The sequence below is a fragment of the Bacillus sp. S14(2024) genome, assembly GCF_050473785.1.
Taxonomy (GTDB): Bacteria; Bacillota; Bacilli; order Bacillales; family Bacillaceae_G; genus Bacillus_A; species Bacillus_A yunxiaonensis.
Genome location: NZ_JBFLUP010000006.1, coordinates 3,992,135 through 4,005,510, shown reverse-complemented (window position 1 = coordinate 4,005,510; position 13,376 = coordinate 3,992,135). Strand labels below are relative to the sequence as shown.

The window sequence follows — 13,376 nt, the reverse complement described above, 5'->3', positions numbered from 1 at the left end:
TTTGAAAGCTACCTTGTCATTCCGTATATGAGGCCAGAAATATATGGGATTAACCAAATGAACCATACGATAACGCTTAGTGTATGGAATGTTGTCATCATTTTTCTATCTTTTCTTATTAACACAACAGTTGCCCAAACAGCATGGAATAGCATAAGTAAAATTGCTGATAAGCCTGTTATTCCGTGAAAGCTGAGGAGAGATCCTGCTGAAGCCATTTTCTCCATTAATGTAGTTCCGAGCGTATCACATACTAATCCAAGCCAAAAAATAATAACATGCCAAGGTTTTAATGTCTTTTGAAATTTTTCACTCCATACTCCGATTGTATAAAAAATGAGTGCAGCTGTAATACATGTAATAGCAGATGCTAACACGTTCATCATTCCTTCCTAAGAATCATTTGCTTTATATAAAGCATGTTACATGAGAATTATGAATAGAATATGAACGCAATATTACATAAAAATTTGCTTAATCATTATATTAGAATTGTATTATGATGTAAATAAAAAGTGAAGGTGTATTTTAAATGAAAGAAAACTTTCTTATTCCCTAGTCAAATAAGGGGATAAGAAAGTTTTTCTAATTTAACATTTGCTTTTAAATTTCGTTGCTTTTTAGTAATTTTCCATCTCGAAGTGTTAAAATTCGATCACATACATCAAGCATTTTTTCATCATGTGTAATCATAATTGCTGCTTTTTTCTTTTTCTTAACTTCATGCTTCATTAATTCAACTACTTCTCTAGCACGTTTTGAATCAAGACTAGCAGTAGGTTCATCGGCTAAAATTAAGTCTGGATTATTCATAAAAGCACGAGCAATGGCTACACGTTGTTTTTCACCGCCTGAAAGTTGATTTGGATAATGATTCATTCGATGCGATAATCCAAATGTTTTCAGTAATTCAGTTGCAAACTTGTCAGCTTCTTTTTTATTTTCCCCCTTTAACTTAGCGATATATAAGAGTTGTTCTTTAACCGATAAGAAAGGTACAAGATTTGCGAATTGGAATATGAATCCAATTTTTTCTAAACGAATACTTGTCATCTCTTTTTCTGATAAATTCGTTACGTTTTGGTTAGAAATATAAATGTTTCCTTTTGAAGGAGAGAGAAGTGCACCTGCAATGGAAAGCAATGTACTTTTTCCTGAACCTGATGGACCAACAATACCGATAAATTCGCCCTCTTTTACATCTAATGTAATTGGATGCAGGGCAGTTACTTCTGTATCTCCTTCGCCATATACTTTACTTACTTGTTCAAGCTTTAATAATGACGCTGGGTTATCCCATTTCACTTCTGTTACCATTACATTCCACCTCCGATTGCTTCTAGTGCATCTACTTTCAATACTTGATATAGAGAAATTAGTGTACCGAATATACTAATTAAGATAAAGATACCTGAATATTGCGCGATTGTTGTTGTTGTTAATAAGAATGGCATGCCGGCTGGTAAAATAGTTTCCACTGCAAGGATTAAGCCAATGCCGATTACAAGAGCAACACCAGATAAGAACATAGATTGTACAACTAAATTACCTGCTAAATATGAGTTTTTTGTACCGATTGCTTTTAATACGCCTAATTGGTGTGTTTTTTGTAATGTAATAACATAGAAGAAAACACCGATTAATAATGCTGAAATTACAAGTAAGAACGCAATAATCATCGTTAATGTTCCTTGTTCTTCTTTATAACCTGGAATACCTTGCAATACTTCTTTTTTATCAACAATTTTTACATGATCTGCATTATCAATTTTTTTATCAGTATTTAGAGCGATGATACTGTAATCTTTTTCATTTGGCATTGCAATGCTGCTCCATACATTTTCATTCATATGAACAACTGGTGTATGGCTGAACATTTGATTTTCTGTAAAACCGACAACTTTGAAAGTTTTCTTAGAAATAGGATCTACTAACTTATCTCCAAGCTTTATACCTTTTTCTTTGATGGATTCATCAGCAACGATTTCATCGTCTGCTAAAGCACTGTTTTTCCCTTCAATCACTTTTGGGGCAATGAATGAATCTTGTTTACTTGAAAAAATAGTAGCGTCAACTTTCTTTGAACTTCCTTCTTTTTCAAATGTCGTCATTTTAAGATGCATTGGAACCGCATCTTTTTCATTAACTTGTGCTAATACTTTATCTACGTCGTCTTTCTTAATTTGAGAGCGTAATAATTTACCCTCGGCATCACTTGATACGACAAACTTGTCTGCTTTCATTTCGATAATGGAAGAGGCATTATCATGAGATAAACCATTTGCTAAACCTGATATGGTAAGTACAAGAAATGATAAAAGTATCATAATTGTACCGATTAATCCGTATCGTAATTTTGATTGTTTTAATTCTTTAAGTGCTAAAAACATTACGTCCATTCCTCCTTGTTTCGTTCTATGCTCTTATCATAAAGAGGAAATATGAACGGAATATGAACAAAAGATTACAGATTTTCCGAACAGGAAAGTGCGCGTAAAACGTAGCCGTCTTTAAACGTGATAGTCTCAAAAAAGAAGAGCCTATCCTTTAGATAGACTCTTCTTCTTTTTTTGGAAGATAAATAGAGAAGGTAGTGCCTTTTCCAAGCTCACTATCAACCGTTATTGCTCCGCCATGAAGATCAACGACTTTTTTTACAATAGAAAGACCTAATCCGCTTCCGTTTACATTTCTGTTTCGGGCAGTATCGACTTTATGAAAACGATCAAATATTTTTTTTATTTCATTCTCCGGTATACCAATACCTATATCAGTAATGGAAATACGCCATTCTGTTTCCAGTTCTTCTACTTCAAATGAAATCGTTCCGCCGCTTTCTGTAAATTTAATGCTATTGGTAAACAAGTTGGTCCATACTTGATGAAGCAAGTTTTCATCTCCGTAAATTTGTATGCTAGGAACATCCATTTCAACTGCAAGTTCTTTTGTTCGCCATTCCCACTCAAGCATAAAAATAATATCTTTTATTTGTTTCCCTAAATCAACAGGTTGCTTAAGTAAGGTAAGATCTTCTTTATCAAGCGATGCTAGCATTAATAATTGTTTACATAAACTGGACATGCGCCTGCTTTCTGATTCAATGATTTCTAAGTAATATGTTTGCTCAGATTTCGTTAAATCATTTGTTTGTAATGTTTTGGAGAATCCTTGAATAGATGATAATGGTGACTGAAATTCATGCGAAACATTCGAAACAAATTCTTGTCGCATCTGCTCTGAATTTCGTAATCTTTTGGCCATTTTCCGAAAGCTAGTTGCAAGTGTTCCAATCTCATCGCGCCGATTTTCTGGCAGTGCTAAATCATAGTTACCACTTGCAATTTCTTTTGTCGCGCCTGTAAATCTTTGAATAGGGCGAACGACAAAGCGGGTAGCTATCGCGATACAAATGAGGCTGATTATAATAGTTAATCCTAATAAGACAGCATAGAAAATACGTAATTCTCCAAATTTCTGTTGAATATCCGGGCGAATAAATAGCGCATATACTTTACCGTTATTTTCAACAGGAATTCCTATACTATTCGAAAGTGTATTGTCAAAAAAGCCGGTCGCAAATAAACGATTAGGATATGTTAAAATCCCATTGTATATATTTCCGTTTAATACATGTTCAATCGTCCCTGCGCTAATATTCATTTTCTTGAAATCATCACCGTACCGCTTACCTTGCTTTTTATCGTCTACTAAGTAAATTTCAAAGCCGAGGCTAGAAATAGATTGTAAATAATCATCTTTATTTTGTTCTGTACTTTTTTCATATAAATATTTTACTTCTTCTGCATACTTTAAAATTTTCTCACTGTTATATGGTTTTAAGTACACATGATAATATACATTTGTAAGTAAAAATGCTACAACACTACTAATTAACATAATAAAAATCGATATAATGACAAATCGTGAATATAATGATCGCATAGTATTTCACCTCTAATTCATTTTTCTAATTTTGGACAGTAAGACTTCCACCTTAAAATTTTGAGAAATAAACAGAGAAGTGGGGAGGAAGAAAAAACTGACGGAGTTCTACGTTTGTAGAATAAGAAATGTTTATGAACAGAAGATGAACACGTTATTACAATTGCGAATAAAGCGAAAAGTGTGCTGTCAACAAATCTGATAGCACACTTTTCATTTTATCCCGCATTAACGGGCAGTAAGACCACCACCTCAAGAGTGAGAGAAAAGGGAAGAAGATAGGTGGGGGATAACTGCCAGTAAAAGCCCGATTGGTTCAACTAACCATCAGTGGGGGGGGGAAGAAAACCCCCACTGATGGAAGTTTCATTTTATTTAAATGATGAACCATTAGGTTATTTCAAATCTGTTGGAATTGAAGAAATTTGCTTAGAACGGTTTGGTTTGAAAAAAATTAGAATTGAAGGGAGCAACATACCGCGAACAAGGAATGTATCAATCAAAATTCCCATTGTCATCGTCAAACCGAACAGAAAGAGTTCCTGCAGCGGTTGCGTAATGAGCACACCGAATGTAGCTGCAAGTATAATACCAGCTGATGAAATGACGCCTCCTGTTAAAGCAACCCCGCGTGCCACAGCTTCTTTCCATTCATATTTTTGCGCCTCTTCCTTGATTCGGGATACAAGCATAATATTATAATCGACTCCTAGTGCAATAAGAAACACAAAGGTGTAGACCGGCAGACGATAGCTAATCGAGTCGTAACCTAAAATATAATGAAAGATCATCCATCCCAGCCCTAGGGTTGCCGCATAGGAAAGTAACATTGTTATCATCATTGTTAATGCTATAATGATAGATCTTGATTGGAATGCAAGCATAATGAAAATGAAAATTGAAATGAGTGAGAACGTCACGATTGTATCTTTTTCATTTAAAGATTGCACATCTAGTTGCTGTGCTGTCTGCCCACCATAATGCAATGAATATTGTTCTGAATCGAAGCCGCTTTTCGTTAACAAGTCCTTACTATTGCCCTGGAGCGTACTTATTGTATTTAAAGCTACTTTGTCGTAAGGATTGTCTTGTAAAGTCAATTGCAGTCTGAGGGCATGTTTTTCTTCTGATAAGAAATTTTTTGGTAAGTTAGCATTGGGTGCCGTTAATGCGGAAGTGATTTCCGGTGTGACGGTATTTATCCCATCTAGTTTTTTCATTGCGTTTGATAATGAAGCTAATTTATCAAGGAAGGATTGATCCAGTACAATTTCTTTGTCTGATTTTAAAATGACAGTCACAGGTGCCAATTGTCCTGGTGGAAAGTTTTCCTCTAAAATTTCAAAACCTTGCCGCGATGAAGTGTCATTTGGAAATGACTTCATTAAGTTAAATGAATATTTCATGGATCCGACATTAATTGAGGCAAGGATTAGCATAATTAAAAGTATACCTGCTGTGATGGAAGGCTTTTTCTTTACAAGAGTGCCTACATTTGTCCAGAAGCCGCTTAACTTTTCTTCTTTTTCGGCTACTTTTGGAATGAAAGGCCAAAATGCTTTTCGACCTACTAGTGCAAATAGAGCGGGAATGAGTGTGATGCCTCCAAGAAGAATGAACACCATGGCAACTGAAAATACTGGGGCAAAGTTATGATATGCATTAAAAACAGCAAAGAACAATGTAAGCATCGCAACCAGCACTGTTCCGCCGCTGAATAAAATAGGTTCTATTACTTGCGTTAATGCGACTTGCATAGCCTCGTATTTTGAACTCCTCTTTTTTAACTCTTCTCTATAACGGGCTAAAATGAACAAACAATAATCTGTTAAAACTGCAAAGAGCAGAATCATCATAATGGAAAGAGCTTGTTTTTCAACGACGAACCATCCATTTTGGCCTGCTAATCCTAAAATGCGATCGACTACTTCATATACGATACCGGCAATGATTAATGGAATGACAGCGAGCAATGGGGAGCGATAAATGATGATTAATATAATGAGAATTAATCCGATTGTTGCAAACATTAATACGAAGTCAGCATTTTTGAACAGTGTAATCGTATCCGCTGCAATTCCAGCTGGACCTGTAATCTCAAGCTTTAAGTCACCAATATCCATTTGTTTTACATGGTTTCGAATTTGATCTAATGTCTCATAAATTTGATCTGATTCTAAACCTTTTGTCAGGGCAACATTTAAAAGAATGGTTGTGTTATCTTTGGAGAACATTTTATCTTGTGTGGCTTTGGGGAGTTGGTGAAATGGTAAGGCACTTGCTACATTTTTGGGTTTATCATCTGAAGAAAGCCACTTGCTAATTTCTGAAATTTTTGCGCGCTCGGCATCAGTGATGGCGTTTTTTCCATGAAAAACAAGGAGGGCGACGGCACCATCTTTAGATGGAAATTGTTCGTCTACTATCTTTTGCGCTACAGCAGACGGCGTATCTTCATGTATGCTTCCTTCACCGCTGCTTGTTGCGTATTTTTTGGCTGATGGTGCGATGAAACTTAAAACGCTAATAGCGAGAATCCAAGCAATTAAAACGATTTTGGCACCCTTTGGACTACTTATGAAGCGAGCAAGTTTGGATAAAGGACGATTCATCACATATGTAACCTCCTTTTTTAGTCTCAGGAAAATTTTAGAATAGAAATATGAACGGAATATGAACAGAATATTACAAAAATTATGTCGATAATTAGCTGTTAACTTTGTTTCTGTTTTGTGAACAAATGGAAATATGGAGCTCGAAATGTTGCTTACATGTTTTTTTATGTTTATTATATACCTGTAGGGGTATTTAGGGTTGGGAAGTAAAAATGATTGAACCATATATGTAAGGAGGAAAAGAAGGATGAGTAAAAAAATTCTTTTAGTTGGCGGAGTTGCTGGCGGAGCATCAGTGGCAGCGCGTCTTCGTCGTTTAAGTGAAGATGATGAGATTATTATGTTTGAGCGCGGAGAGTATATTTCGTTTGCAAACTGTGGACTGCCCTATTATATTGGCGGAGTCATTCAAGAAAGACAAAAACTATTAGTACAAACAGTTGAGAAAATGTCAAAGCGTTTTAATTTAGATATTCGCATTTTAAGTGAAGTGATAAAAATTAATAAAGAAGAAAAAACAATTGTTGTAAAAAATGTAGTTACAAATGAAACTTACGAAGAATCTTATGATGTTTTAATTCTTTCACCTGGTTCTAAGCCGATGGTACCGCCAATTCCAGGCATTGAAGCAGCGAAAGCGTTATTTACATTACGAAATGTACCTGATACAGATCGTATAAAAGGATATATTGATGAAAATAAACCGCGTCATGCGACTGTAATTGGCGGGGGATTCATCGGTGTTGAGATGGCTGAAAACTTGAGAGAAAGAGGCATTGATGTAACACTTGTTGAAATGAACAATCAAGTAATGCCGCCGATTGATTACGAAATGGCAGCATACGTGCATGAACATATGACAAAGCATGGCGTTCAGCTCATTTTAGAAGATGGGGTAGAAGCATTCGAAGAAGATGGAGCAGTTATTCGTCTGAAAAGCGGTACAAAAATTCATACAGATATGATTATTCTCTCTATCGGTGTGCAACCTGAAAGCAGCTTGGCAAAAGAGGCAGGACTGGAACTAGGCGTTCGAGGGACAATTAAAGTAAATGAAACACTGCAAACTTCTGATCCATCTATTTATGCGATTGGAGATGCAATTGAAGTAAAAGATTTTGTTACGGAAACGGAAACAATGATTCCACTTGCTTGGCCGGCAAATCGCCAAGGTCGTCTATTAGCGGATATTGTTCATGGTCATGCAGAGTCTATATATAAAGGAACAATGGGTACATCCATTGCTAAAGTATTTGAAATGACAGTGGCTTCAACAGGAGTAAATGAAAAAGTATTACAACGTTTAGAGATACCCTATGAGGTAGTTCACGTACAAGCAAACTCCCATGCGGGGTATTATCCAAATGCATATCCAATCTTACTAAAGCTCATCTTTAATAAGGAAACAGGAGAAATTTACGGAGCACAAGCTGTAGGCCGTGATGGTGTAGACAAACGAATCGATGTCATTGCAACGGCAATGAAAGCAAAATTGAAGGTAATGGATTTACCTGATTTAGAATTATCATACGCCCCACCGTATTCTTCTGCTAAAGATCCTGTAAACATGGTGGGATATGCAGCAAGCAATATGATTGAAGGACTTGTTGATACAGTGCAATGGCATGAAATTGATGATATCGTTGAAAAAGGCGGGTATTTAATTGATGTACGGGAACCGCATGAATTAAAACAAGGAATCATAAAAGGATCTGTGAATATTCCATTGGATGAATTGCGTGATCGACTGCATGAAATTCCAACAAATCAAGAAATTTATATTACATGTCAACTTGGCATGAGAGGTTACGTAGCAGCACGTATTTTAATGGAAAATGGGTATGAAGTAAAGAATGTCGATGGTGGTTTTAAACTATATGCGACAGTTTTACCAAACCGCGTTGCACATGAATAACTTAAGCTTGTTTATTATAAGTGATAACTGCCCCTAAAAGCCCGATTGATAAGAGCTTTCTATCAGTGGGGGATGAAGAGCTCCCCACTGATAGAAGTTTCACTTTATCACAAAAAAAATAAAAAAGAGGGGTTTACAAAATACCCTGCAGGGTATAATATACGTGTATAAGGTTAAATAAACACTTTACTTTAATATAAAACAAATGAAAGTATGGAGGTGCTTATACATTGGAATATAGCCAAGATATGAAAAATCGTTTGAAGCGAATTGAAGGACAAATTCGCGGTGTGCTTCGCATGATGGAAGAGGGAAAAGATTGTAAGGAAGTAATTACACAATTGACTGCATCACGCTCTGCGATGGATCGTACGATTGGATTAATTGTCGGAACGAACTTAGAAAAATGCCTTCGCGAGCAGTTTGAAAAAGGTGATACGTCTAATGAAGATGTAATAAAAGAGGCTGTACAACTACTTGTGAAAAGTAGATAATCTGTCAATTCATTGACAGATTTTAAAAACGATTTCAATATACCCATACAGGTATATGTATGATAATAGTTTCAGGAGGATGAAACATGAGTATAAAAGTTAATACTACTTTGGATTGTAAAGGTTTAGCATGCCCGATGCCAATTGTTCGGACGAAGAAAGCAATGGACACACTAGAAGCAGGGCAAGTCATTGAAGTGGAAGCGACAGATAAAGGCTCAGTAGCTGATATTCAAGCTTGGGCGAAAAATGTAGGACATCAATATCTCGGTACGAAAGACGAGAACGGTGTTTTGAAGCATTATTTACGAAAAGCACGTCAAGAGGAAATGAAGGAAGCCATTCAATATCCTCATACAATGACCAATGAAGAACTACAAAATAAATTAGCATCTCAAGAAGACTATATTGTATTAGATGTACGGGAACCAGCTGAATTTGCTTTTGGTCATGTGCCATCTGCTGTCTCAATTGCGTTTGGCGATTTATACGAAAGATGGAGTGAACTTGATAAAACAAAACTGATTTATGTCATTTGCCGCACAGGCAGACGCAGTGATCTAGCATGTCAGTTATTAGAAAAACAAGGTTTCTTGAATGTGAAAAATGTAGTTCCTGGTATGTCGCAGTGGCAAGGTACTTTGGAGCAGGAATAAAGAGTTTTTTATTTTTTTAAATGAAAATATACCATAGGGGGTAAGGTAATGGGTGTTATAGGATTACAAGCGAAAGATGTTGCTGAGAAAGTGTTGTTTGAAGAGCTGTTTATTTTAGATGTTCGTAATGAAGCCGATTATGTGGATTGGAAAATCGAAGGAAAGCAAGTAGCATCTATTAATAAGCCATACTTTGATCTATTAGAAGGTGTAGACGGTATTTTGGCTGAATTGCCAAAAAATCAAGATATTCTTGTTGTATGTGCGAAAGAAGGATCTTCTATGTTTGTTGCTGAACAACTCGTAGAAGCTGGCATAGAGAATGTCTATTATTTAGTTGGTGGTATGAAAGCTTGGAGTGAGTATGTTAAACCAATTAAAGTAGGTAATTTAAAAGATGGCGGCAGCATGTATCAATTCAACCGCGTCGGAAAAGGCTGTTTATCATATATGGTTGTTTCGAATGGTGAAGCGGCAGTGATTGATTCTGTACGCACAATCGAAGCTTATGAAAATTTTGCGAAAGAACAAGGTGTTGTAATTACGAATGTTTTAGATACACATTTACATGCCGATCATATTTCTGGCGGTCGTAAGTTAGCTGAGAAGGTAAATGGTACGTATTGGTTACCACCAAAAGATGCAGAAGAGGTCGTATTTTCTTATGAGCCGCTTGTAGAAGGAACTGTCATTACAGTTGGAACAACAAAAATTGACATTCAAGCAATTTATTCACCAGGTCATACAATTGGAAGTACGTCATTTATCGTAGATGATTCTTATCTTCTATCAGGTGATATTTTATTTGTAGATTCCATCGGTCGCCCAGATCTTGCGGGTAAGGCAGAAGACTGGGTAAGTGATTTACGTACTACTTTATATAAACGTTACAAAGAACTATCTCAAGAGTTAGTTGTTTTACCAGCTCATTATTCTAAAGTGAGTGAAATGGATGAACAAGGCGTAGTTAGCGCAAAATTGAAAGATTTATTTGTACAGAATGCAGGATTAAATATTGAGGATGAGGCAGAGTTTCGTAAAACAGTTACAGAAAACTTACCACCACAGCCGAATGCATATCAAGAAATTCGTCAAACGAATATGGGGAAAATCAATCCAAATGAAGAAAAACAGCGTGAAATGGAAATAGGACCAAATCGCTGTGCAGTACATGAATAACATGAGATTCTAATTATCTTCTATTAGGAAACAAATTTACAATAAAACATACCACTGGAGGTATATAAAATGAATGTAAAACAAGTATTAGATGCAAAAGGATTAGCATGCCCAATGTCAATCGTCAGAACAAAAAAAGCGATGGAGGCCTTGCAATCTGGAGAGGTGCTAGAGGTTCATTTAACAGATAAAGGTGCTATAAAAGATATTCCAGCATGGTCACAAACAGGTGGACATGAAGTGTTACAACATGTTGAAGAAGACGGAGTTTTAAAGTTCTGGATTAAAAAGGCATAAGAAATTTGGAGGGCATGTTGGATGAGTACGAATGCAGTATTGAACATCGTTTTTATTACACTTATTGCTTGGTTTATTGTTTCTCGTTTTTTACCTGTTAAGGGAGTAAAAAATATAAGTGGAAAAGAACTAAAAGATGAGATTATGAAAAAGAATAAGCAATTGATTGATGTACGTACACCAGGGGAATTTAGAGGCAATCATATTCAAGGTTTTCGTAACATTCCACTAAATGAGTTAGTACAAAAAGCAAATAGCTTAGATAAAAATAAAGAAGTGGTCGTAATTTGCCAGAGTGGAATGAGAAGTAAACAAGCAACAAAAGTATTAAAGAAAATGGGATTCCAACATATTAAAAATGTTTCAGGTGGCATGAACACTTGGAGTTAAGGAGGATATATGAAAGATGAGAGAAATTAGTGCTAAAGAATTAGAAAATAAACTTATGGGTAATGAAGTAGTAAGCGTTATTGATGTACGTGAAGTAGAAGAAGTTGCGGAGGGGAAAATTCCAGGAGTGCTTCATATTCCACTTGGCTTATTAGAGTTTCGTATGCATGAATTAGATAAAAATAAAGAGTACGTGATTGTATGCCGCTCTGGCGGTAGAAGTTCACGAGCAGTTCAATTTTTAGAAAGTCATGGTTTCCAAGTTATTAATATGAATGGTGGTATGTTGGTTTGGGAAGGGAAAACAGAGTAGTGATGAAATAGATGAACAGAAGATAGAAAGTCCTTTCAGTTGTGAAAGGACTTTGTACGGATTTTTCAATTACCTATACGGGTATATGTAGTGACGGGAGGATTCAATATGGAACAAAAGAAAAAAACAACCATTGTTTTGTTTAGCGGAGATTACGATAAAGCGATGGCAGCGTATATTATCGCAAATGGTGCTGCAGCGTATGATCAAGAAGTAACCATCTTCCATACATTTTGGGGATTGAATGCGCTTCGTAAAGATGAGCCGATAAAAGCAAAGAAAAATTTCTTAGAGAAAATGTTTGGAAAGATGATGCCCCGCGGTGCAGATAAGATGGGGTTATCGAAAATGAATTTTGCAGGTATGGGGCCGAAAATGATTAAGCATGTCATGAAAAAACATAATGCAATGCCGTTGCCAGATTTAATTGATATGGCGAAAGAACAAGGGATAAAACTAGTCGCTTGTCAAATGACAGTGGATTTATTAGGACTAAAAGAAGAAGAAATTATGGAAGATGTCGAATTTGCAGGAGTAGCAGCATATTTAGCGGATGCATCTGAAGGAAATGTGAACTTATTTATTTAAATTCAACCCCTTTTAAATCTTTAATGGGTAGTTGTACGTATCGAAATAAAGAAATTGATTAGGGTATTCTATGAATAGGATACCTTCTTTTCAAAAGGGGGAAGAATGAACATGAGTCTTGGATTTATCGTTGTGCTCTTTATCATTGGATTTATCGGTTCATTTATTTCAGGAATGGTCGGCATTGGCGGTGCCATTATTAACTATCCCATGATTTTGTATATTCCTGCGTTATTAGGATTTGCTGGGTATACGGCGCACGAAGTAAGTGGAATTACAGCTGTACAAGTGTTTTTTGCGACTTTTGCAGGTGTATGGGCGTATCGTAAAAGTGGTTATATAAATAAAACATTAGTGTTATATATGGGAACGAGTATTTTAGTAGGAAGTTTTATAGGGAGTCTCGGTTCAAAGGTATTAGATGAGAATCAAGTAAATATTGTGTATGCGATTTTAGCTACAATTGCAGCCATTATGATGTTTGTACCGAAAAAGAATCGTGATGATCTTCCTTTAGAGGAACTTACGTATAATAAATGGTTAGCTAGTGTTTTAGCTTTTATTGTAGGCTCTGCTTCAGGGATTGTTGGAGCAGGAGGAGCTTTTCTTCTAGTACCTATTATGCTTGTTATCCTGAAATTGCCTACACGTATGACAATCGCAACGTCATTAGCGATTACGTTTATTTCATCTATAGGTATTATGGTTGGAAAAATTTCTACGGGACAAGTGGTTGTATTTCCATCTATTATCATTGCCATTGCAAGTTTACTTGCATCGCCTATCGGAGCGAGTGTCGGTAAAAAAACGAATCAAAAAATATTACAGTGGATATTAGCGATATTAATTGTCGCAACATCGGTTAAAATTTGGATGGATATGTTGTTGTAATTTCTTCGCTTTTCTCTGAACCTTGAGGTGGGGGTTTTACTGCCTGTTAATGCAGGATAAAATCGCAAGATGGTGTATGCGAAGTACGAGGAAGAG

14 protein-coding genes are annotated in these 13,376 nt (G+C 36.0%); 9 read left to right on the top strand and 5 right to left on the bottom strand.

Annotation, left to right across the window (positions count from 1 at the left end):
• Nucleotides 1-8 precede the first annotated feature (8 nt).
• The 5 genes from AB1279_RS20270 to AB1279_RS20250 all read right to left on the bottom strand — a co-directional run bounded on the left by AB1279_RS20270 (nucleotide 9) and on the right by AB1279_RS20250 (nucleotide 6,554).
• Nucleotides 9-377, bottom strand: a complete 369-nt coding sequence (locus AB1279_RS20270) for an HsmA family protein (protein WP_377885164.1) — start codon at nucleotides 375-377, stop codon at nucleotides 9-11.
• Nucleotides 378-603: 226 nt separating this feature from the next.
• Nucleotides 604-1,317 carry an ABC transporter ATP-binding protein gene (locus AB1279_RS20265; protein WP_336483299.1) on the bottom strand — a complete coding sequence of 238 codons (714 nt, stop codon included), beginning with the start codon at nucleotides 1,315-1,317 and terminating at the stop codon, nucleotides 604-606.
• Nucleotides 1,317-2,390, bottom strand: a complete 1,074-nt coding sequence (locus AB1279_RS20260) for an ABC transporter permease (protein WP_429761511.1) — start codon at nucleotides 2,388-2,390, stop codon at nucleotides 1,317-1,319. The genes AB1279_RS20265 and AB1279_RS20260 overlap by 1 nt, the downstream gene beginning before the upstream one ends.
• A 157-nt stretch (nucleotides 2,391-2,547) precedes the next feature.
• Complete coding sequence (locus AB1279_RS20255) at nucleotides 2,548-3,942, bottom strand: sensor histidine kinase (protein ID WP_429760661.1); 1,395 nt, start codon at nucleotides 3,940-3,942, stop codon at nucleotides 2,548-2,550.
• 395 nt (nucleotides 3,943-4,337) lie between these two features.
• The gene (locus AB1279_RS20250) at nucleotides 4,338-6,554 is read right to left on the bottom strand and encodes an MMPL family transporter (RefSeq protein ID WP_429761510.1); all 2,217 of its coding nucleotides are present in this window, start codon (nucleotides 6,552-6,554) and stop codon (nucleotides 4,338-4,340) included.
• A 250-nt stretch (nucleotides 6,555-6,804) separates the two neighbouring features.
• Between AB1279_RS20250 and cdr the strand changes: the two genes are divergently transcribed.
• From cdr to AB1279_RS20205, 9 genes are all read left to right on the top strand, one after another.
• Nucleotides 6,805-8,472 (top strand): CoA-disulfide reductase, encoded by a 1,668-nt coding sequence (cdr, locus tag AB1279_RS20245; protein ID WP_429760659.1) that lies wholly within the window; start codon nucleotides 6,805-6,807, stop codon nucleotides 8,470-8,472.
• 230 nt (nucleotides 8,473-8,702) lie between these two features.
• Nucleotides 8,703-8,966, top strand: a complete 264-nt coding sequence (locus tag AB1279_RS20240) for a metal-sensitive transcriptional regulator (RefSeq protein WP_154712724.1) — start codon at nucleotides 8,703-8,705, stop codon at nucleotides 8,964-8,966.
• 86 nt (nucleotides 8,967-9,052) lie between these two features.
• A complete protein-coding gene (locus tag AB1279_RS20235; RefSeq protein WP_429760658.1) occupies nucleotides 9,053-9,622 on the top strand; it encodes a sulfurtransferase TusA family protein in 570 nt (189 codons plus the stop codon).
• A 48-nt stretch (nucleotides 9,623-9,670) separates the two neighbouring features.
• Complete coding sequence (locus AB1279_RS20230) at nucleotides 9,671-10,801, top strand: MBL fold metallo-hydrolase (RefSeq protein WP_429760657.1); 1,131 nt, start codon at nucleotides 9,671-9,673, stop codon at nucleotides 10,799-10,801.
• Between the two features lie 69 nt (nucleotides 10,802-10,870).
• Nucleotides 10,871-11,098, top strand: a complete 228-nt coding sequence (locus tag AB1279_RS20225) for a sulfurtransferase TusA family protein (protein ID WP_429760656.1) — start codon at nucleotides 10,871-10,873, stop codon at nucleotides 11,096-11,098.
• A 21-nt stretch (nucleotides 11,099-11,119) separates the two neighbouring features.
• Complete coding sequence (locus tag AB1279_RS20220) at nucleotides 11,120-11,488, top strand: rhodanese-like domain-containing protein (RefSeq protein ID WP_429760654.1); 369 nt, start codon at nucleotides 11,120-11,122, stop codon at nucleotides 11,486-11,488.
• Between the two features lie 16 nt (nucleotides 11,489-11,504).
• Nucleotides 11,505-11,801, top strand: coding sequence for a rhodanese-like domain-containing protein (locus tag AB1279_RS20215; RefSeq protein ID WP_429760652.1), 297 nt, complete (start codon nucleotides 11,505-11,507; stop codon nucleotides 11,799-11,801).
• A gap of 108 nt (nucleotides 11,802-11,909) precedes the next feature.
• The gene (locus AB1279_RS20210; protein ID WP_098308181.1) at nucleotides 11,910-12,389 is read left to right on the top strand and encodes a DsrE/DsrF/DrsH-like family protein; all 480 of its coding nucleotides are present in this window, start codon (nucleotides 11,910-11,912) and stop codon (nucleotides 12,387-12,389) included.
• 111 nt (nucleotides 12,390-12,500) lie between these two features.
• Entirely contained in the window at nucleotides 12,501-13,280 is a 780-nt protein-coding gene (locus tag AB1279_RS20205; protein ID WP_429760651.1) for a sulfite exporter TauE/SafE family protein, read from the top strand.
• Nucleotides 13,281-13,376 lie beyond the last annotated feature (96 nt).

Bases quoted from the DNA above. Each gene is read 5' to 3' on its own strand.
- AB1279_RS20265 (WP_336483299.1), bottom strand. From the start codon at position 1,317: ATGGTAACAGAAGTGAAATGGGATAACCCAGCGTCATTATTAAAGCTT.
- AB1279_RS20260 (WP_429761511.1), bottom strand. From the start codon at position 2,390: ATGTTTTTAGCACTTAAAGAATTAAAACAATCAAAATTACGATACGGA.
- AB1279_RS20255 (WP_429760661.1), bottom strand. From the start codon at position 3,942: ATGCGATCATTATATTCACGATTTGTCATTATATCGATTTTTATTATG.
- AB1279_RS20250 (WP_429761510.1), bottom strand. From the start codon at position 6,554: ATGAATCGTCCTTTATCCAAACTTGCTCGCTTCATAAGTAGTCCAAAG.
- cdr (WP_429760659.1), top strand. From the start codon at position 6,805: ATGAGTAAAAAAATTCTTTTAGTTGGCGGAGTTGCTGGCGGAGCATCA.
- AB1279_RS20235 (WP_429760658.1), top strand. From the start codon at position 9,053: ATGAGTATAAAAGTTAATACTACTTTGGATTGTAAAGGTTTAGCATGC.
- AB1279_RS20230 (WP_429760657.1), top strand. From the start codon at position 9,671: ATGGGTGTTATAGGATTACAAGCGAAAGATGTTGCTGAGAAAGTGTTG.
- AB1279_RS20225 (WP_429760656.1), top strand. From the start codon at position 10,871: ATGAATGTAAAACAAGTATTAGATGCAAAAGGATTAGCATGCCCAATG.
- AB1279_RS20220 (WP_429760654.1), top strand. From the start codon at position 11,120: ATGAGTACGAATGCAGTATTGAACATCGTTTTTATTACACTTATTGCT.
- AB1279_RS20215 (WP_429760652.1), top strand. From the start codon at position 11,505: ATGAGAGAAATTAGTGCTAAAGAATTAGAAAATAAACTTATGGGTAAT.
- AB1279_RS20210 (WP_098308181.1), top strand. From the start codon at position 11,910: ATGGAACAAAAGAAAAAAACAACCATTGTTTTGTTTAGCGGAGATTAC.
- AB1279_RS20205 (WP_429760651.1), top strand. From the start codon at position 12,501: ATGAGTCTTGGATTTATCGTTGTGCTCTTTATCATTGGATTTATCGGT.